The organism is Metallococcus carri (genome assembly GCF_011440275.1).
GTDB lineage: Bacteria > Actinomycetota > Actinomycetes > Actinomycetales > Dermatophilaceae > Metallococcus > Metallococcus carri.
On the sequence record NZ_JAAOIV010000007.1, the window covers coordinates 86,539 to 104,385 of the forward strand.

The 17,847-nt window shown below is 68.2% G+C and carries 21 protein-coding genes and 1 CRISPR repeat array (1 of these 22 only partly in view); of the genes, 13 read left to right on the plus strand and 8 right to left on the minus strand.

What is annotated here, in order from left to right; translation table 11 throughout:
* Nucleotides 1-92: 92 nt before the first annotated feature.
* From G9U51_RS10575 to G9U51_RS10605, 7 genes are all read left to right on the plus strand, one after another.
* Nucleotides 93-971: a TIM barrel protein gene (locus G9U51_RS10575; RefSeq protein ID WP_166196769.1), complete on the plus strand. Its 879-nt coding sequence runs from the start codon at nucleotides 93-95 to the stop codon at nucleotides 969-971.
* A 129-nt stretch (nucleotides 972-1,100) separates the two neighbouring features.
* Nucleotides 1,101-2,084, plus strand: a complete 984-nt coding sequence (locus G9U51_RS10580; RefSeq protein WP_166196771.1) for a substrate-binding domain-containing protein — start codon at nucleotides 1,101-1,103, stop codon at nucleotides 2,082-2,084.
* A gap of 14 nt (nucleotides 2,085-2,098) precedes the next feature.
* The gene (locus G9U51_RS10585; RefSeq protein ID WP_166196773.1) at nucleotides 2,099-3,136 is read left to right on the plus strand and encodes an ABC transporter permease; all 1,038 of its coding nucleotides are present in this window, start codon (nucleotides 2,099-2,101) and stop codon (nucleotides 3,134-3,136) included.
* Nucleotides 3,133-3,957 (plus strand): ATP-binding cassette domain-containing protein, encoded by an 825-nt coding sequence (locus G9U51_RS10590; RefSeq protein ID WP_166196775.1) that lies wholly within the window; start codon nucleotides 3,133-3,135, stop codon nucleotides 3,955-3,957. Before G9U51_RS10585 ends, G9U51_RS10590 begins: the two co-directional genes overlap by 4 nt.
* A 227-nt stretch (nucleotides 3,958-4,184) precedes the next feature.
* Nucleotides 4,185-5,108 (plus strand): PDR/VanB family oxidoreductase, encoded by a 924-nt coding sequence (locus G9U51_RS10595; protein ID WP_328823430.1) that lies wholly within the window; start codon nucleotides 4,185-4,187, stop codon nucleotides 5,106-5,108.
* A gap of 30 nt (nucleotides 5,109-5,138) precedes the next feature.
* Nucleotides 5,139-6,356 (plus strand): cytochrome P450, encoded by a 1,218-nt coding sequence (locus G9U51_RS10600; RefSeq protein WP_166196777.1) that lies wholly within the window; start codon nucleotides 5,139-5,141, stop codon nucleotides 6,354-6,356.
* A gap of 35 nt (nucleotides 6,357-6,391) precedes the next feature.
* A complete protein-coding gene (locus G9U51_RS10605; protein WP_207948222.1) occupies nucleotides 6,392-7,132 on the plus strand; it encodes an IclR family transcriptional regulator in 741 nt (246 codons plus the stop codon).
* A gap of 77 nt (nucleotides 7,133-7,209) precedes the next feature.
* On the opposite strand, the gene G9U51_RS10610 is transcribed toward G9U51_RS10605, so the two are convergent.
* Nucleotides 7,210-8,001, minus strand: coding sequence for a hypothetical protein (locus G9U51_RS10610; RefSeq protein ID WP_166196782.1), 792 nt, complete (start codon nucleotides 7,999-8,001; stop codon nucleotides 7,210-7,212).
* A gap of 91 nt (nucleotides 8,002-8,092) precedes the next feature.
* Nucleotides 8,093-8,917, minus strand: coding sequence for an SDR family NAD(P)-dependent oxidoreductase (locus G9U51_RS10615; protein ID WP_166196784.1), 825 nt, complete (start codon nucleotides 8,915-8,917; stop codon nucleotides 8,093-8,095).
* Between the two features lie 142 nt (nucleotides 8,918-9,059).
* Between G9U51_RS10615 and G9U51_RS10620 the strand changes: the two genes are divergently transcribed.
* A complete protein-coding gene (locus G9U51_RS10620; protein ID WP_166196786.1) occupies nucleotides 9,060-10,085 on the plus strand; it encodes a metallophosphoesterase family protein in 1,026 nt (341 codons plus the stop codon).
* A 16-nt stretch (nucleotides 10,086-10,101) separates the two neighbouring features.
* Here G9U51_RS10620 and G9U51_RS10625 read toward each other — a convergent pair whose 3' ends face one another.
* Nucleotides 10,102-11,013, minus strand: coding sequence for a LysR family transcriptional regulator (locus G9U51_RS10625; RefSeq protein ID WP_166196788.1), 912 nt, complete (start codon nucleotides 11,011-11,013; stop codon nucleotides 10,102-10,104).
* Nucleotides 11,014-11,095: 82 nt separating this feature from the next.
* On the opposite strand from G9U51_RS10625, the gene G9U51_RS10630 reads away from it, so the two are divergent.
* Complete coding sequence (locus G9U51_RS10630) at nucleotides 11,096-11,323, plus strand: hypothetical protein (RefSeq protein ID WP_166196790.1); 228 nt, start codon at nucleotides 11,096-11,098, stop codon at nucleotides 11,321-11,323.
* A gap of 155 nt (nucleotides 11,324-11,478) precedes the next feature.
* Nucleotides 11,479-12,486, plus strand: coding sequence for a glucose-6-phosphate dehydrogenase (coenzyme-F420) (gene fgd, locus G9U51_RS10635; RefSeq protein WP_166196792.1), 1,008 nt, complete (start codon nucleotides 11,479-11,481; stop codon nucleotides 12,484-12,486).
* A gap of 121 nt (nucleotides 12,487-12,607) precedes the next feature.
* On the opposite strand, the gene G9U51_RS10640 is transcribed toward fgd, so the two are convergent.
* Nucleotides 12,608-13,069, minus strand: a complete 462-nt coding sequence (locus G9U51_RS10640) for a DUF2087 domain-containing protein (RefSeq protein WP_166196794.1) — start codon at nucleotides 13,067-13,069, stop codon at nucleotides 12,608-12,610.
* Between the two features lie 190 nt (nucleotides 13,070-13,259).
* Between G9U51_RS10640 and G9U51_RS10645 the strand changes: the two genes are divergently transcribed.
* Nucleotides 13,260-14,114 (plus strand): LLM class flavin-dependent oxidoreductase, encoded by an 855-nt coding sequence (locus G9U51_RS10645; RefSeq protein ID WP_166196796.1) that lies wholly within the window; start codon nucleotides 13,260-13,262, stop codon nucleotides 14,112-14,114.
* A 28-nt stretch (nucleotides 14,115-14,142) separates the two neighbouring features.
* On the opposite strand, the gene G9U51_RS17095 is transcribed toward G9U51_RS10645, so the two are convergent.
* The gene (locus G9U51_RS17095; protein WP_171715604.1) at nucleotides 14,143-14,310 is read right to left on the minus strand and encodes a hypothetical protein; all 168 of its coding nucleotides are present in this window, start codon (nucleotides 14,308-14,310) and stop codon (nucleotides 14,143-14,145) included.
* The gene (locus G9U51_RS10655) at nucleotides 14,307-14,537 is read right to left on the minus strand and encodes a hypothetical protein (protein WP_166196798.1); all 231 of its coding nucleotides are present in this window, start codon (nucleotides 14,535-14,537) and stop codon (nucleotides 14,307-14,309) included. Before G9U51_RS10655 ends, G9U51_RS17095 begins: the two co-directional genes overlap by 4 nt.
* Nucleotides 14,538-14,788: 251 nt before the next feature.
* Here G9U51_RS10655 and G9U51_RS10660 point away from each other — a divergent pair, with 251 nt between their 5' ends.
* A complete protein-coding gene (locus G9U51_RS10660; protein ID WP_166196800.1) occupies nucleotides 14,789-15,010 on the plus strand; it encodes a hypothetical protein in 222 nt (73 codons plus the stop codon).
* Between the two features lie 49 nt (nucleotides 15,011-15,059).
* Nucleotides 15,060-16,280 carry a M20 metallopeptidase family protein gene (locus tag G9U51_RS10665; protein ID WP_166196802.1) on the plus strand — a complete coding sequence of 407 codons (1,221 nt, stop codon included), beginning with the start codon at nucleotides 15,060-15,062 and terminating at the stop codon, nucleotides 16,278-16,280.
* A gap of 21 nt (nucleotides 16,281-16,301) precedes the next feature.
* Here the strand turns inward: G9U51_RS10665 and G9U51_RS10670 are convergent, their stop codons facing one another.
* Nucleotides 16,302-16,562 carry a hypothetical protein gene (locus G9U51_RS10670; protein WP_166196804.1) on the minus strand — a complete coding sequence of 87 codons (261 nt, stop codon included), beginning with the start codon at nucleotides 16,560-16,562 and terminating at the stop codon, nucleotides 16,302-16,304.
* Nucleotides 16,559-16,783, minus strand: coding sequence for a hypothetical protein (locus G9U51_RS10675; RefSeq protein ID WP_235945952.1), 225 nt, complete (start codon nucleotides 16,781-16,783; stop codon nucleotides 16,559-16,561). Before G9U51_RS10675 ends, G9U51_RS10670 begins: the two co-directional genes overlap by 4 nt.
* 594 nt (nucleotides 16,784-17,377) lie before the next feature.
* A CRISPR array of direct repeats spans nucleotides 17,378-17,847; the repeat unit is 28 nt; unit sequence CCTCAACCTCCGCGCGTGCGGAGCGGAC (it continues 2,386 nt past the right edge of the window).

Below are 17,847 nucleotides of genomic sequence, written 5' to 3' on the forward strand. Positions count from 1 at the left end.
GTGACCACCGTCTGCGAGTGCTGTGCCCGCATGCGAGTGCCACGCCCGCATGCAGGTGACGGCTGTGTGCAAATGTTCTAACATTTAGCCGTATGACGGCTCTCGCCAGCCGGATCGCCGGCGCGCCGATCTCGTGGGGGGTATGTGAGGTCCCGGACTGGGGCTGGCAGCTTGCCCCCGGAATCGTGCTGGACCAGATGGGCGAACTTGGCCTGGGCGCAACGGAATTCGGCCCCGATGGCTTCCTGCCCAAGGACCCGGCCGAGAAGGTGAGCCTGCTGTCGGCATACGAACTGCGATCGGTCGGCCAGTTCGTCCCGGCGGTGCTGCACCGGACCGACCACGACCCGCTGCCGGCGATTGCGGACGCCCTCGACGCGCTCGTCGTCGCGCAAGCGAATGTGCTCGTGCTGGCCGCGGCGACCGGGACGGCGGGTTATGACGGCCGGCCGAGCCTGGACGAGCAGGGCTGGGAGCTGCTGCTCGAGCGGCTCGACCTCATCCGGGCCGCGGCCGCCGAGCGCGGGCTGACCGCCGCCCTGCACCCGCATGTCGGCACGATGATCGAACGCGAGCCGGAGGTGCGGCGCGCCCTCGACGACAGCCGGATCGACCTATGCCTGGACACCGGTCATCTGCTGATCGGTGGCACCGACCCGGTGCGGATCGCCCGCGAGACGCCCGAGCGCATCGCGCATGTGCACCTGAAGGATGTGCGCGCCGATCTCGCTGCCGCCGTGCGCGCCGGTGATCTCAGTTACGCGGATGCGGTGCGAGCTGGCCTGTACGTGCCGCTCGGCAGCGGCCAGGTCGACATCGCCGGCATCGTCACCGCCCTCGAGGCAGAGCAGTATGCCGGCTGGTACGTCCTCGAGCAGGACACCATGCTCGCCGACGGGGACACCGGCGTGAGCGCGATGCGTGATGTCAGCGCATCCATCGCCTTCCTGATGGGCCTGGGCCTGGCATGAGGAGCGACACGCCTCGCCACAAAGCACCCCATCCGGCCGCCCGGGCTGGTGGGATGTCCCACGGATGCCGCGCGCAGCGGCATACGCCCTCGCGTCTCGTCGCGACGTGAGTGACCGAAAGGACCAGCAATGAACCGCACACCCCGTATGGCGGCCCTCGGCCTGGCGGCCGCGCTCGCCCTGGCCGGCTGCTCCAGCTCCGGCGGCAAGAAGGCGACCGAGAGCTCGGCTGCTCCCGGAGGTAAGGCGAACACCCCGTCGATGACGGTGGCGCTGGTGACCCACTCGGGGCCGGGCGACACCTTCTGGGACCTGGTGCGCAAGGGCGCGCAGGCGGCCGCGGCGAAGGACAACATCAAGCTGGAGTATTCGGCCGACCCCGACGGCACCAAGCAGGCCTCGCTGGTGCAGGCGGCGGTGGACAAGAAGGTCGACGGCATCGCCACGACGCTCGCCAAGCCGGACGCCATGAAGGGCGCGGTCGGCAACGCGGTCAAGGCCAAGATCCCGGTGGTCGGGCTCAACTCCGGCTCGGATGTCTACAAGAACTTCGGCATGATCGGTTTCTTCGGTCAGCCGGAAAAGGTCGCCGGGCAGGCGGTCGGCGACAAGCTCAAATCGGCCGGCGCCAAGAAGCCGATCTGCATCATCCACGAGCAGGGCAATGTCGGCCTGGAGGACCGCTGCAATGGCGTGAAGGAGAAGGTGCCGGCGACCCAGATCGTCTACGTCAACGGCAACGACCTGCCGTCGGTGCAATCCACGGTCACGGCAAAACTGCAGCAGGACAAGGCGATTGACTGGATCGTCGGGCTCAACGCCGACATCACACTCAATGCGGTCAAGGCCAAGAAGGCCGCCGGGTCCAGCGCCAAGGTCGGCACCTTCGACACCAACGCCGACCTGGTCAAGGCGATCCAGGGCGGCGACGTCGAATTCGCGGTCGACCAGCAGCCGTGGCTGCAGGGTTATCTCGCGGTCGACTCGATCTGGCTCTACACGACCAACGGTGACACCGTGGGCGGTGGCATGCCGACGCTCACCGGGCCGGCCTTCGTCGACAAGTCCAATGTCGACGCGGTCGCGAAGTTCGCGGCGGCCGGCACCCGCTGAACGAGAGGTTGGGTATGACGACCGCCACCGCCGACGAGGGCGACGGGCGCGTGGCCGCGCGGCCGGCATACGCGCGATTGCTGTCCTTCCCGGCGATCGGCGCCCTGATCGGTGCGATCGCGGTGTTCGTGCTGTTCATGGCGGTGGCGCCACCGTTTCGCGCGATCGACAACAGCGGCACGATCCTCTACCAGGCCTCCACCATCGGGATGATGGCCGTGCCGGTGGCGCTGCTGATGATCGGTGGCGAGTTCGACCTGTCGGCAGGCGTCGCGGTGACGACGGCCGCGTTGGCCGCGTCGATGATCGCCTGGCAGTGGAGCCTCAATGTGTGGGTCGGGGTGCTGCTGTCGTTGGTGCTGGCGCTCGGGATCGGCTGGTTCAACGGGTGGTTGCTGCAGCGCACCAAGCTGCCGAGCTTCCTGGTGACGCTCGGGACCTTCTTCATCCTGCAGGGCTGCAACCTGGCGGTGACCAAGCTGGTGGCCGGTGGGGTGACTTCGCCGCGGATCACCGACATCGACGGATACGACTCTGCCGCAGCGGTTTTCGCCTCCGACATCTCGATCGGTGGCCTGCACTTGGAGATCACCCTGCTCTTCTGGCTGGTGCTCACCGTGGTGGCCGCGGTCGCGCTGACCCGGTTGCGGATCGGCAACTGGATCCTGGCCTCCGGAGGTGACGAGGCGTCGGCGCGGGCCGTGGGTGTGCCGGCCGCGCGGACCAAGACCGGGCTGTTCATGTTCGTCGGCTTCTGTGCCTGGCTGCTCGGCATGCACACGCTGTTCAACTTCGACGCGGTGCAGACCAATATGGGCATCGGCAACGAGTTCATCTACATCATCGCGGCGGTCGTCGGTGGCTGCCTGCTGACCGGCGGCTATGGGTCGGTGGCGGGCGCCTCGCTGGGCGCGCTGATCTACGGCATGACCAACCTCGGCATCACCTATGCCGGCTGGAACCCCGACTGGCTGAAGACCTTCCTCGGAGTGATGCTCGTCGGTGCCACGCTGATCAACACCTTTGTGCGGCGTCAGGCGGCGAAGCGATGAGCACTGCTGCACGGCGGCCCACGGATGGGCCGGACGGGGGCACCTCGGTGACCGAGACCGTCATACGGCTGGAAGATGTCGGCAAGTCCTATGGCAACGTGCGGGCGCTGCACGGGATCAACCTGGACGTGCGGCAGGGCGAGGTGACCTGCGTGCTCGGCGACAACGGCGCCGGCAAATCCACGCTGATCAAGATCATGGCCGGGCTGCACGACTACACCGAGGGGCGGATGCTCGTGCACGGGCAGGTCACCCACTTCGGTTCGCCGCGGCAGGCGCTGGATGCGGGGATCGCGACCGTCTACCAGGACCTCGCGCTCGCGCCGCTGATGTCGGTATGGCGCAACTTCTTCCTCGGCAAGGAATTGCACGGGCCGCTCGGCATGCTGCGGGTAGCGCAGATGAAGCAGATCGCCGACAGCGAGCTGCGCAAAATGGGCATCGTCATACCCGATCTGGATCGGCCGGTCGGTGCGTTGTCCGGCGGGCAGCGGCAGTGCGTGGCGATCGCGCGGGCGATCTATTTCGGCGCGAAGGTGATCATCCTGGACGAGCCGACCGCGGCGCTGGGCGTGAAGCAGTCGGGCGTGGTGCTGAAGTACATCGTGAAGGCGCGGGATGCCGGGCTCGGGGTCGTCTTCATCACCCACAACCCGCATCACGCGTTCCTAGTGGGCAACCGGTTTGTGGTGCTGAAGCTGGGTGAGGTGTCGCTCGAGGCGAAGCGCGACCACATCACCCTGGAGCAGCTGACCGGTGAGATGGCCGGCGGCGACGAACTCACCGCGCTCGAGCACGAGCTGCGCGACCTACACCCGTAGTAGAGGAATCCGGCGGCTATCGCGACCACCTCCCCGACGCCGGCGCGCAGCGTCGCTTTTGGTGGGGATTGGGCGGGGTAATTTCGATGGCTCTCTCACTCAGTGAGAGAGCCGTGGTGTCGGCGTTGCGGGCGGAGTGAACTCGGTCACACAACCACAGTGAGGCCACCATGACTTTGCCAACCCCGATGCCCACCGCTGCGACGCGCACCCAGCTGTCCCTGACCGTGCTCGACAAGCGCAGGGAGTCCGACGGCGTCGTCAGTGTCCGTCTTGGTCAGGAGGACGCGCAACGCTTGCCTGACTGGACGCCCGGGGCGCATATCGATCTCATCCTGCCCGGTGGCCTCACGCGGCAATACTCCCTGTGCGGCGACCGGTGGGACCCCGCCACCTACCGCATTGCGGTCCTGCGCGAGAGCGCAAGCCGCGGGGGCTCGGCATACGTGCACGATCAGCTCTCGCCGGGTGACAACGTGCTGGTGGGCGGTCCGCGCAACAACTTCCAGCTCGTGCCAGCGCGCGACTACCGGTTCGTTGCCGGCGGGATCGGCATTACGCCGATCCTCCCCATGATCCAAGCGGTCGAGCGGCTCGGCAGTTCGTGGACCTTGCTGTATGGCGGCCGGACCCGCGCGTCGTTGGCGTTCGCCGACGAACTCACGGCCCGCTACGGCGACCGGGTGCTGATCCATCCCCAGGATGAGTTTGGGTTGCTTCCGGTCGCGGACTTTCTCGGCTCAGGCGCGCCCGGCACGGTTGCCTATTGCTGCGGCCCGGCACCGCTGCTCGCCGCCGTCGACGCCCACACGGCTGGCTGGCGTGCCGGCAGCGTGCGCACGGAAAGGTTCGTCGCTGCGGCGACCGAGCCCCCGGTGCGCTCCGAAGCTTTCGAGGTCGTGCTCGCCCGGAGCGGGAGGAGCGTCCGGGTCACGCCGGAGTGTTCCGTGCTCGACGCGGTGCGTGATGCGGGGGTGCCGGTCTTGTCCTCCTGTGAGCAGGGTCTGTGCGGCACGTGCGAGACCGGCGTGCTGGAGGGGACCCCGGACCACCGCGACACCCTGCTTGATGATGACGAGCGCCGTCAGGGGGACCGCATGATGATTTGCGTCTCCCGATCCTGCGGCGACCGGCTCGTCCTCGACCTGTGACGACGTGGATTTGTTCACCCTGGAGGCACCATGACCGACACCACTTATCACGCGGCTTCGACCGAGCTGCCGCACTTCGACGACGATCCGTTCGGGCCGGAACTGCTCGAGGATCCGCATCCGTTCCATGCTCGGCTCCGAGACAGCGGCCCGGTGGCATATCTCGAGCGTTACGGCGTTTTTGCGCTCGGCCGCTACGAGCAGGTGCGTGCAGCGCTCAGTGACTGGCAGTCGTTCATCTCCGGGGCTGGCGTCGGACTCGCGAACTTTCGGACCGAAACTCCGTGGCGCCCGCCGAGTCTGCTGCTCGAAGCCGATCCGCCGCATCACGACGCGCCTCGCGCGGTCCTCACCAGCGTGCTGTCCTCGCGCGCCCTGCGTGGCTTGCGCGATCAATGGTTCGCCGACCCTGAATCGTTGGTGGACGATCTTGTGAAGCGTGGTGGTGAGCTCGACGCGGTGAGCGAGCTCGCCGAGGTCTTCCCGCTGCGGGTCTTCCCCGACGCGGTGGGGCTGGCCAAGGACGGCCGCGAAAACCTCTTGCCGTACGGCTCTCACGCGTTCAACGCCTTCGGGCCCCGCAACGCGCTCGTCCAGGACGGCGAAGCCACCATCGGCGCCGTCGCCGAGTGGATCGGCGAACAGTGTGCGCGGGACAGGCTGGCGCCAGGCGGGTTCGGTGAGCAGATCTGGAGAGCAGCGGACCGGGGTGACATCACCGCTGAGCAGGCACCGCTGATCGTGCGCTCGTTGCTGACCGCCGGCGTCGACACGACCGTGAATGGCATCTCTGCCGTGCTTTCTGCACTGGCTCGCAATCCGGAGCAGTACGAGCTGATGCGTCGGCGGCCGGAACTCATCCGCGTGGCATTCGATGAGGCAGTACGTTTCGAGTCGCCGGTCCAGACCTTCTTCCGGGTCGCCGAACAGGATGTATCGCTGGGCGGGACCGTGATCCCGGCCGGCAGCAAGGTGCTGATGTTTCTTGGCTCTGCGAATCGAGACCCACGCCGTTGGGTGCAGCCGGACCGTTTCGATCTCCAGCGCGACCCCAGCGGTCACGTCGGGTTCGGGATGGGAATTCACCAGTGCGCCGGCCAGCACATCGCCCGTCTCGAAGCCGAGGCCCTGCTGACCGCTCTGGTCCGCCGTGTGCGTCGCATCGAGCTGACGGGCACGCCACGGCGCAAGCACAACAACACACTCCGGTCGTGGGGTTATCTGCCGCTGCGGTTGACTGAGGCATGAGCGGCGACCGGAGGACCGCAGCGAGTGAGCCCATCGTGCGTCGGTTCGTCCGGATCTTTGAGGCCTTCACCGAGACCGACACGGTGCTCAGTGTTTCGGAAATCGCCCGGCGGTCCGGGCTGCACGTGGCGACCGCGTCTCGGCTGATCGGTCAGTTGGCCGACGAGGGCCTGCTCACGCGGGATCCCGACGGCCAGGTCCGCCTCGGCCTGCGCATCTGGGAGCTTGCCGCGCGGGCCCAGCCGGCGCTCAGCCTGCGGGAAGCCGCGCTGCCGTTCATGCAGGTGTTGCACGCGGGGATTCGCCAGCACACCCAGCTCGGCGTCCGCGACGGGCGTGAGGTCGTCTTTCTGGAACGGCTGTCATGGCCGGGTGCGACGGTCAACTTTACGCGGGTGGCGACGAGATTGCCCCTGACCTTGTCCTCGTCTGGGCTGGTCCTGCTAGCCCACGCTGGCACGGATCTGCTGGAGCAGGTGCTGAGCGAACCGCTGCCGGCAGCGACCCCAGACAGCATCGTCGACCCCAGCGCACTGCGTCGGTTCTTGGCCATGGTGCGCCGCGAGGGGTACGCCCTGTGTCCCGGCTTTCTCCACGCCGACACGACGGGCCTGGCAGCCCCACTGCGGGGCCGCGACGGACAGGTCGTCGGCGCGATGTCGCTCGTCGTGCCCCGCGACGACCGGGCGCGTATGGCGTTGGGTTTCCTCGTCGAGAGCGCTCGCCAAACGTCGACTGTGCTGGGCGCTCGCAGCGCGCGGTCCCGAGTGAGTTGAGTCCCGCAGCGCGGCGCAGGTAGGTGGAGCGACCGCGGTACGCCGTGGAGCCGAACCGGCGGAGAGGAGGAGGGGAATCAGGCGGCGCGGGCGCGGGCGAGCAAGGCCAGGTCGGCGGGGCCGTAGAGCCGCCGCAGTTGCGCATCGTTGTCGCCCGCCCACCGGTTGCGGATCCACAACGCGTTGAGCTGCGCACGCTTCAACGAGTAGTAGCGCGGCGCTCGCGAATTCACCTGTCGCGCAACGAAACCCGCCCGTATGGCGTGCACGTGCAGCCACGCGTCATCGGCCGAAGGCGCCAACTGCATAAAGCCGTCACCGGCCGACCGCAGCTCGGCGAGCAAGGGTGCTGGATAGATCACGCCGCCCACACCGGTCGGGAACACCAGCGGCGACGGCGCCCGGTCCGCGACGAGCGGCCACTCGACATACGGCCGCATCCCGGTCTCGTCCAGCAGCACCCGGCGAGCACGCTGCGCGTGGACGAGCTCCGGCGCGCGACGGTGAGCCCGCAGCAACCGCTCCAGCCAGTCGCTCGGATAGAGCGTGTCGTCATCGGCGGTAACCAGCGGAAGCCGGTGTCGCACAATGGATCTCACGTAGGGGTAGTACTTCTTGTGGGACCGGTGGTCGTCACATCCGACGATCTCCAGCCCGCGGCGGCGCAGCCGCAGCAAGGACTCGGGCAGCCCGGTGGCGAGGTCGTCGTGGGCCAGCCACAGCACCAGCCGGGCCGGCCGCACCGACCCCTTCGCGATGCTCTCGATCGCGTGGTGCGCGGTGGCGATGCGGACGCCATACGAGGTCAGCGAGACGACGCACGGCGCGTCTCCCGTCACGGGTGGCGCGTCGATGCGGCGAAACGGCATACCGACCTCCGACGTCGACGACAGGCGAGGCCGAGCATGACGGGATCAGGTGTCGCGCAAGGGAACCGGAGGCGACGATCGCGTGGCCAAGTCAGCGGGTCGCGACCCGCACGAGGGTGTCCCAGACCCGATCCGGCACCACTGCGTGCGTCCCGACCATCACGTGGGCGGCCGGCGTCAGCAGATAGCGGGTGCGCGGGTTGCGCGCCGTGAGGGCCTTCTCGATCGCCTTCGCGACCGACTCCGGTCCCGGTGCGACGAGCTTGTTGGCGTAGGCCCCGCTGTTGGTCGAGGCGATCCGGCGCACGAGCCCGGCATACGGTCCGTCCGCCCCGTCGTATGCCGCGGACCGGCTGATCGTGGACTCGAAGTTGGTGCGGATCGGGCCGGGCTCGACCAGGCTCACCTGGATGCCGAACTGCGCGACCTCTTGGCGCAGCGCGTCGGTGAGCGCCTCCACCGCGTACTTCGTCGCGTGATAGAAACCGCCGATCGGGAAGGTGACCTTGCCACCCATCGAACCGATGTTGACGATCCGGCCGCGGCCCGCGCGGCGCATCCCCGGCAGCACCAGTCGAGTGAGCTCGACGAGACCAAAAACGTTGGTATCAAACATCTTTCGCACATCGGTCATCGGCGCTTCCTCGATCGGCCCGTAGACGCCATAGCCCGCGTTGTTGACCAGCGCGCCGACCGCACCGTGCTCGGCCTCGATCTGCTCGACGACCGCGCGCATCGACGCCTCGTCGGTCACGTCCAAGGGCAGCGGTATGACGTCCGCCAGCCCCTCGAGGTCGCTCACCTTCCGCGCGGTCGCGTACACCGTGAGGCCCTTGCGGGCGAGACGTTCGGCAGTGGCTCGGCCGATGCCGGTCGAGCAGCCGGTGATGAGCACGGGGGAGGGTGCGGTCGTCATACGGGACAGGGTCGCACGGGCGTCGGCGCGGACGAAGGGTTCGCCTCGTTGTCGCCTGGAGTTCGCCCGAGCCCGACAGGGTGGACGGGTTCGCGCCGCGCTGGCTCGGGGCAGCGCGCCCTTCCCCACGAGGAGTTTTCGCATGCGCACCCGTTCCCTCGCCGCCATCGCGACCGTCACCGCGATCGCCGCCTCCGTCCCGACCGCGTCCGCCGACCAGGGCGGCACGCCTAACGGGCGCTCGACCTACACCTTCGCCGCCATCGGCGATGTGCCGTATGGCGCCGACCAGATCGCCGCCTTCCCGGGCTGGATCCAGCAGATCAACGCCGACCCGGATGTGCGCTCGGTGGTGCACCTGGGCGACATCAAGAACGGCTCGTCGGTGTGTTCGAACGAGTACTTCTCGATGATCCGCAAGGACTTCGACACCTTCGCCGATCCCTTCGTCTACACCCCTGGTGACAACGAATGGACCGACTGCCACCGGCAGAACAACGGCGCCTACAACCCGCTCGAGCGGCTCGCCAAGCTGCGCTCGGTGTTCTTCAACCAGCCCGGGCGCACGCTCGGTCAGAAGCAGATGAACGTCTACTCCCAGGCCTCGATGGGCCTGCCGGAGAATGTCTCCTACCGCAAGGCGGGGGTGGACTTCGCCGCGATCAACATGCCGGGCTCCAATGACGGCACCCAGCCGTGGACCGGCTTGGGCTACACCGAGCCGACGGCTGAGCAGATGGCCGATTACCGCTTGCGCACCAAGGGCGCAATCGCGTTGCTGCAGAAGACTTTTGGCGAGGCGAAGAAGCGCGGCGACCGCGCCGTGGTGGTCATGCAGCAGGCCGACATGTTCGACCCGACCTACAGCCCGACGCCGGAGGACATCTCGGCGTTCACGCCCTATGTCCAGGCCTTGGCCAAGGAGGCGCAGCAGTTCGGCAAGCCGGTCTACCTGCTCGACGGCGACAGCCACAAGTACAACGACGACCGCCCGCTCGCGCCCGGCTCGACCTGGCTGGAGCGGTATGGCGTGCAGGGCTCGGTGCCCAACCTGGAGCGCGTCACGGTCGACGGTTCCAGCAACAACACCGACTGGCTGAAGATCACCGTCAACAAGCCCGGCAGCGCCAAGGTGTTGTCCTGGACGCGGGTGCCCTACACCAGCTGATCACCCGCCCGTCTGATCAGGCCGGCTGATCGGCCGGCAGCGGCGCAGCGGCGGCGGTGCGGATGAGGTCCACGATCCGTGCCGTCGCCGGGTGACTGCGCGCACTGTCGTGCACATATGCCGCAATGCGTCGCTCGGGAGTCGGGTCGACAAGAGCGAGGCGACGGACCTGGTCGGGGATCGTCGCCGCCGCCAACCGGGGCATGACACAGACGCCCAGGCCGGCGGCCACGAAGGCGATCGCCCCGTGGTGGTCGGCCGCTTGGATGATCGACTTGGGTGTGAAACCCGCTGAGCGCCAAGCGGTTTTCGTGATCCGGGAGCAGGTGCTCTCGGCGATGTCGTCGCGGATCCACAGCTCGTCGGCGAGCTCGGCCGCGGCGACCTGCTCCCGATCGGCGAGGGGGTGGTCACGGTGCAGCAGCAGCACATAGGGCTCGGTGGTGATCTCGCATCGGGTGAACCCGGTGGGCACCGTCGGCTCCTCAGCGGGGTTCTCGGTGCGGATGTCGATATCCGGCGGCTGCGCCGTCGTCGGCGGGTCGGTGAGCTCGATGATCAGCTGGGTGTCGGGGAACTCCTGCACGACGGTCGTCGCGACCGACGGCAGCCACCACTCGCCGGCGGAGGCGAAGGTGCCGACCGTGAGGCGGCCGGTCCGGCCGGCGCGCAGGTCGTCGACCATCACGTCGAGCTTCTGCAGTGAGGACATGAGTTCCTCACTGCGAGAAGCGAGTTCGCGGCCGTGCGCGGTCGGCACGATGCCGCGACCGGACTTCTCGAAGAGGGTCAGGCCGGTCTCGCGCTGCAGCGCGCTGATGTGCTGACTGACCGCGCTCGGGGTGTAGCCGAGGCGCGTCGCGGCCGCGCTCACCGAGCCGGAAGCGACGACCGATCGAAAGACCCGCAGGCGGTTCACATCAAGCATGGCTCAATGCTAAAGCATCACTGAATGGTTGTGAAGAAACATTCGCTTGTGCTGACGAGTTGGTCGGCGGATCGTAGAAGCCATGAACACCGCACAGTCACTCCGTCACCAGCCCATCGACCGCGACGCCGAGCGCGTCGCCTATGACCTCGCCGTGGTGCGCAGCCGTCGCCGGCCGACGCTGCTCGCCCGGGCCGCCCACCGCACCTGGCGCGAAATCGTCGGCCAATGGCGTGAGCAGACCTACCTGCAGCGCCGCATCATCGAGATCAACAGCCCCTGGAACGCCCCGCGCACCGGCATGCACTGAGTGTGATCAACCTCCCTCGGACCGCGTGCCCGTAGGTTTCGAGGCGGCCCTCCCTTCGACACGCGCTCAGGACGGCGCGCAAGCTCGCGCCTTCCTCAACCAGCGTTCGACCAGAGGCGAGCGGGCGGCGACCGAGACCGGCATACGATCGAGGCATGGCGATCAAGCTGGGGTACAAGGCGTCCGCCGAGCAGTTCGACCCGCGTGAGCTGGTCGAACTGGGGGTCGCCGCCGAGGCGCACGGGATGCAGTCGGCGTTCGTGTCCGACCACTTCCAGCCGTGGCGGCATGAGGGCGGGCACGCGCCTTTCGCGATCGCGTGGATGACCGCGGTCGGCGAGCGCACCAGCGCGATCACCCTCGGCACGTCGGTGCTGACGCCGACCTTCCGCTACAACCCGGCGGTCATCGCGCAGGCCTTCGCGACCATGGGTCTGCTCTACCCCGGCCGGATCGTGCTCGGCGTGGGCACCGGCGAGGCGCTCAACGAGATCGCCACCGGCTTCACCGGCGAGTGGCCGGATTTCAAGGAGCGATTCGCCCGGCTGCGGGAGTCGGTGCGCCTGATGCGCGCACTGTGGAAGGGCGACGCGGTCGACTTCGACGGCGACTACTACCGCACCTCCGGCGCGTCGATCTACGACACCCCGACGGGCGGTGTGCCGGTCTATGTCGCCGCCGGTGGACCGACCGTCGCGAAGTATGCCGGCCGCATGGGCGACGGTTTCATCTGCACCTCGGGCAAGGGGATGGAGCTGTATGTCGACCGTTTGCTGCCCGCGGTGCGCGAAGGGTGCGAGGTCGGCAAGAAGGATTACGACGCGCTCGACAAGATGATCGAGATCAAGCTGTCGTATGACCGCGATCCGGCGAAAGCCCTTGAAAACACTCGCTTTTGGGCTCCGCTGTCGCTCACCCCGGAGCAGAAGCACAGCGTCGACAGCCCGCGCGAGATGGAGCGCCTCGCCGACGAACTGCCGATCGAGCAGGTCGCCAAGCGCTGGATCGTCGCGTCCACCCCGGACGAGGTGCTCGCCGAGGTGCAGCCGTATGTCGACGCCGGGTTCAACCACCTGGTGTTCCACGCACCGGGCGCGGACCAGCGGCGCTTCCTCGAGCTCTTCGAGCAGGACCTGCGCTCGCCGCTGGCCGACCTCGGGTGATTTCGACGCGGCCCTCCCTTCGACACGCGCTCCCTTCGATACGCGCTCCTACGTCGCGCTACTCAGGACGGCGCCGTCGTCGCGCTGCTCAGGACATCGCGCACGCTCGGGCCCTGCTCAATCAGCGAGTGCCACGAGTGATGAAGCGGGGCAGCCAGGCCAGCTCCCAGGCTGGCGTCTCCTGGGTCAGCCGCTGACCCTCGCGCACCGGCGGCGTGGTCACCACCCAATACTCACCGTCGGCTCGTTCGAGATAGTCGTGCTCGACGAGCAGGCGCCGCAGCCAGGCGTGGTCGGCATACACCGTGGAGAGCAACGCGGTGACCTCACGCTCGCGATAGCGACGGCCGGGCTCGAAGCGCGAGAGCACCTCAAGCAACACGGCCGCCCGCACCGCCCGGCGGGCGGGCATATCGCGCAACCGGCCGTCGTCGAACCAACGCGCGACGATCCGGTGCTGCTCGCGCTCGGCCTCGCGGTAGGCGACGTCGTCGCGCAGCGCCATGAGCGCGGTCGTGTAGTTCTCGCCGGTCTCGCGCATGCGCGCGCGGACGAGCTGCTTGAAGTCGTGGTCTGTGGTCATTCGGGTCACCTCACCGACCGCGTATGCCGCGTCCCCAGCCCGCGCTCTGCGGTCGTGCGTGATGCCGAAATCCGTTGTCCGACTGGAGGATTCGCTCCCCTTCGCCGCTGCGCCGGAAGCTGGGGCCCCGGGCGGGCTCGGCGTCAGTCACGCCGCCAGCAGTGTCGCACGGACGCGCTACGTTCGTCACATGAGATTCGGGCTGACGATCCTGCCGGAGTTCGCGTGGCGTGAGGCGGAGCCGAAATGGCGCGCTGCGGAGCAGCTCGGCTTCGACCACGCGTGGACCTATGACCACCTCACCTGGGCCGGCCTGCCAGATGCGCCGTGGTTCAGCGCGACGACCACGCTCACCGCTGCCGCGATGGTGACCGAGCGCATCGACCTCGGCTTCTTCGTCGCCTCGCCGAACTTCCGTCACCCCGGAGCCTTCGTGCGCGAGATTCTCGCCCTCGACGACATCAGCGCGGGGCGGCTGCTGCTCGGGCTCGGCACCGGCGGCAACCTCGACTCCCATATCCTCGGCGGCCCGGATTTGACTGTGCGACAACGGGTTGACCGGTTTGAGGAGTTCGTCGGCCTGCTCGACGCGCTGCTCACCACCGACCACGTCGACCACCGCGGCACGTTCTACGAGACCCACGACGTGCGCACGCTGCCGGGCCCGGTGCAGCAGCCGCGGCCGCCGTTCATCATGGCCGGCAACGGTCCCCGGTCGCTGCGGCTGGCCTTGCGCTACGGGCAAGGCTGGGTCACCACCGGCGTCAAGGGTGACTCCCAGGACGACTGGTGGGCGTCGCTCTCGGACCTGTCCAGCAAGCTCGACGACCTCGGTGCGACCTTCCCGCGCTATCTGAATCTCGATGCGGGACATGAGTTTTCGTTGTCGAGCGTCGGTGCCTTCGAGGAGATGACCGGTCGCGCGAGCGAGCTCGGGTTCACCGACCTGATCACCCACTGGCCGCGGCCCGACAGCCCGTATGCCGGCTCGGTCGCCACCCTCGAACAAGTCGCCTCCGAGGTGCTGCCCCGCTGGCGAGGCTGACCGCGGCGTTGTGCCCCGCGCGCCGGTTTCAGACCGCGGTGACGACGTCCGGGCGCGCGGAGGCGAGGGCAACATCGAGGGTGGCGAGGCGGCCGCCATACGACGCAGCAAGGCTGGCGGGATCGGCATCGTGGTGCTCATGCTCGGCGACGGTGAGAGCGATCAGCACATTGGCGTCGAGCAGGTAGGTGGTCACTCGTCGGCCAGTGCTTGCGCGATCTCGTCGAAGGTGACCCGGCGCCCGACGCTGATCACCGGGAATCCCGAGGTCGCATCGGTGGTGACCTCCAGCGGCTCACCGAGCTGACCGAGCCCACGAGCCGCTAGGTCGGCGACGACCGCGGAGAGTGACGTGCCGCGTTGGCGCGCGAGAGCGACGGCACGCTGGTGCAGCGCGGCAGGAAGGTCGACGGTCGTCCGCATCCCTGCATCGTAGGTGCATCTTTGAGTGATGCATCGATCCGTAAGGAGCCATCGGGCCTGCCAGGTTGGTCGGCCGATTCACCTCTGTAGGTGCGCTGCATTCGCGCCTAGACTCGGCATCCTGGGGCGGGCGCTGTCGGGGGATGTCCAGCGCGCGGCTCGGGGAATCGCAGGTGGGGGTTGCCATGAGTGCGTCGGATCGACCGAGATGTCTGAGCAGCGAGCCGATTGATGCCACGTCCGGGTGAGTCGTGGGTCGTCAGCTGCCGGGCCCTTCGCGGGAGTTCCGGGTCTATCTGGTCCAGGCGGTCGTCGCACTCGGGCTGGCCGTCGCGTTCGCCTGCGCCCGCGCGTGGGATCTCACGCTGCTCCTGCTGCTCTTCGGGATCCTCTCGGCGGTGCTCACCTGGCGGGCCTACCTGCGGTCCCAGCGCGGCGTCACCCCGTCAGGAGCGGACCGACCACCTGATTGAGGGCAGCCCGCCCGCGCGATCCCGTCCGGTGGTCAGCACACTGAGCCGTATGACGATCGTCGACGAAGCGCTCCTCCTCGGCCCACAGCTGTCCGCCCTGCGCCGCACGCTGCATCAGATCCCCGAGCTTGGGTTGCGACTGCCACAGACCCAGGCCGTCGTGCTGGAGCAACTGGCCGAGCTGGACGACATCGAAATCACGACCGGTCGCGAACTCGACTCTGTCACAGTCGTTTTGCGCGGCAAGGCGCGCCCGGACGGCCCGGTGGTGTTGCTGCGCGGCGACATGGACGCGCTGCCGGTCGTCGAGCAGACCGAGGTCGACTATCGCTCGACCAATGGGTGCATGCACGCCTGCGGGCACGACCTGCACGTGGCCGGGCTGATGGGTGCGCTGCGACTGCTGCATGCCCGACGCGACGAACTCGCAGGCGACGTCGTCTTCATGTTCCAGCCTGGTGAAGAGGGTGGCGGGGGCGCAGAGGTGATGCTCACCGAAGGTGTGCTCGACGCGGCCGGGCGACCGGTCGAGGCGGCATACGCCTTGCACGTGGCGGCCTCGCAACTGCCACGCGGGCACTGGGCCTCCCGGCCGGGCACTTGTATGGCGGCCGCCGAGGATGTGCGGATCACGCTGCACGGCGCCGGCGGGCACGGGTCGCAGCCGCAGGAGGCGAAGGATCCGATCCCGGCCATCGCGGAACTCGTGACGGCGCTACAGACAAGAGTGACAAGGGAATTCGACGTTTTCGACCCGGTGGTGATCACCGTCGGGTCGCTGCACGCTGGCACCGCGTCCAACATCATTCCCGACGACGCGCACCTGGTGGCGACGGTGCGCTCGCTCGGGCCGCAGACGCGTGAGCGCGCCCGCCGGGTGATCGAGCGGGTGGCCACCGGCATCGCGACGGCCCACGATGTGCGCGCCGAATTCCATTGGTTCGACTCCTATCCGGCGACGATCAATGACGACACGGCATACGACCTGGGCGTGCAGGTGATCCGTGACCTGTTCGGCGATGACGCCTTCACCGAGCGGCGCACGCCCGAGATGGGCGCGGAAGACTTTTCGTTCGTCCTCGAGCGGGTGCCCGGCGCCTACTTCTTCCTCGGCGCCTGCCCCTCGGACGAGCCCGAGGGCGCGCCGGACAACCACTCGCCGCGTGCCGCCTTCGACGACAGCGTCCTGCCGTATGCCGCGGCCTGGCTGGCCGAGATGGCGCTGCGCCGCTGCGGTATGGCGTCCTCCGCGGCAGATCCGACGGCGTGACTCCACCGGCGCCGACGGTGGTCAGCGGTTCGCGCCGTAGCGCTTGAGCGCGCCCTGGCGGGTCACCCCGAGCGCCTCGCCGATCACCGCCCACGAGAACCCTGCCGCTCGGGCTGCGGCAACGTGCTCGGCGATCTCGGTCTCGACCCGTTGGCGCCGGTCGACGGCCGCGGTGATGGCCCGGATGGGTGCACCGTCAATGGCTGGTCCGAGTGGCTTGTCCTCGTCGCGCTCGACTTCTGCGAGGAAGTCAGCGTCGGACCTCTTCGTTCTTGTTGTCACCTCTGCTCCCTCCCTTCCAGGTACTTCCGCCGTGCCCGCATAGCGTGGATGATCACGTCGTTCGCGTTGACGCCGATCTCGAGAAGCTGACCGTCTTGCGCTGGCCCGACGATCATCGTGAAGCCGTCGTCCATCGGCCACTGCCGAAGCAGGTGACGCACCGCATGCCGGATGTCGGCATCACGCACGCCGTGGCGTCTGGCACTTTCCGTGATCTCCACCGTTGACAACCATAGTTACCGATATCGAGTTGCGTGTCAACCTTGGTTACCACTTGTGGACGACGAAGTTGGCCCTCGCAGCCCTGGGGATAGCGCCCGTACTCGTCCCTCCAGTCAGCTGGCCTCAGCCCCCCGCCTTTACGGGGAGCACTCCACGGTGTGGTTCGTGAACTGCTCGTACAGCCCTCAACCTTCGCGCGGGCGGAGCGGACCCCCGGCTCGCCAGCCGCTGGATCGACGCCCAGTTCTCCAAAGTGATCACTCTCCGATCGTCATGAGTGTTCACTTTTCGAGGGTCGCAACTGTCGAGTTTTCAAGCGTCGTCGACACCTGGCGCAGCCTCGACCTCCGCGGGCGCGGGCTCACTCGGACGTCTGGTGGTCAGCACCAGGTTTGAAGCCTCGACCCCGCGGGCGCGGGGCTCACCTCCATGACCTCGCGGAACGACTCAACGATCTGCTTTGACCCCCGCACGCGTGGGGCTCACTTGCCGTCGTAGCTGGTGATCAGCGCGTGGTGACCTCGACCCCCCGCGGGCGCGGGGCTCACGCTCGAGCGGACATCTCATTGAGCCTCACCGGTTTTCGGTGGGGCCCTCAACCTCCGCGCGTGCGGAGCGGACAAGCTCGTCGACACCTTCCCCTGGTCGGAGTTCCCTCAACCTCCGCGCGTGCGGAGCGGACCGGGGCCAGTCGACCGTCATCGAACTCCCCGGGCCTCAACCTCCGCGCGTGCGGAGCGGACGTAGGCGACGCGGAGCGGACGCCGGGCGGTGCGGCATGAGCTTCACCGCCCGCCCTCAACCTCCGCGCGTGCGGAGCGGACGAGCGGCTGGTGCCGGCTACGAGCCGCACTGAGCCTCAACCTCCGCGCGTGCGGAGCGGACCGCCGCCAAGGTGCCGGTGAGGGTGTCGGTGGCCCCTCAACCTCCGCGCGTGCGGAGCGGACTGTGTGAACTCCACCACCGGCACGCCCGGCAGGCCTCAACCTCCGCGCGTGCGGAGCGGACCGTCGGGGTCGGTCGTCACCTGGTAGGTGACGGCCTCAACCTCCGCGCGTGCGGA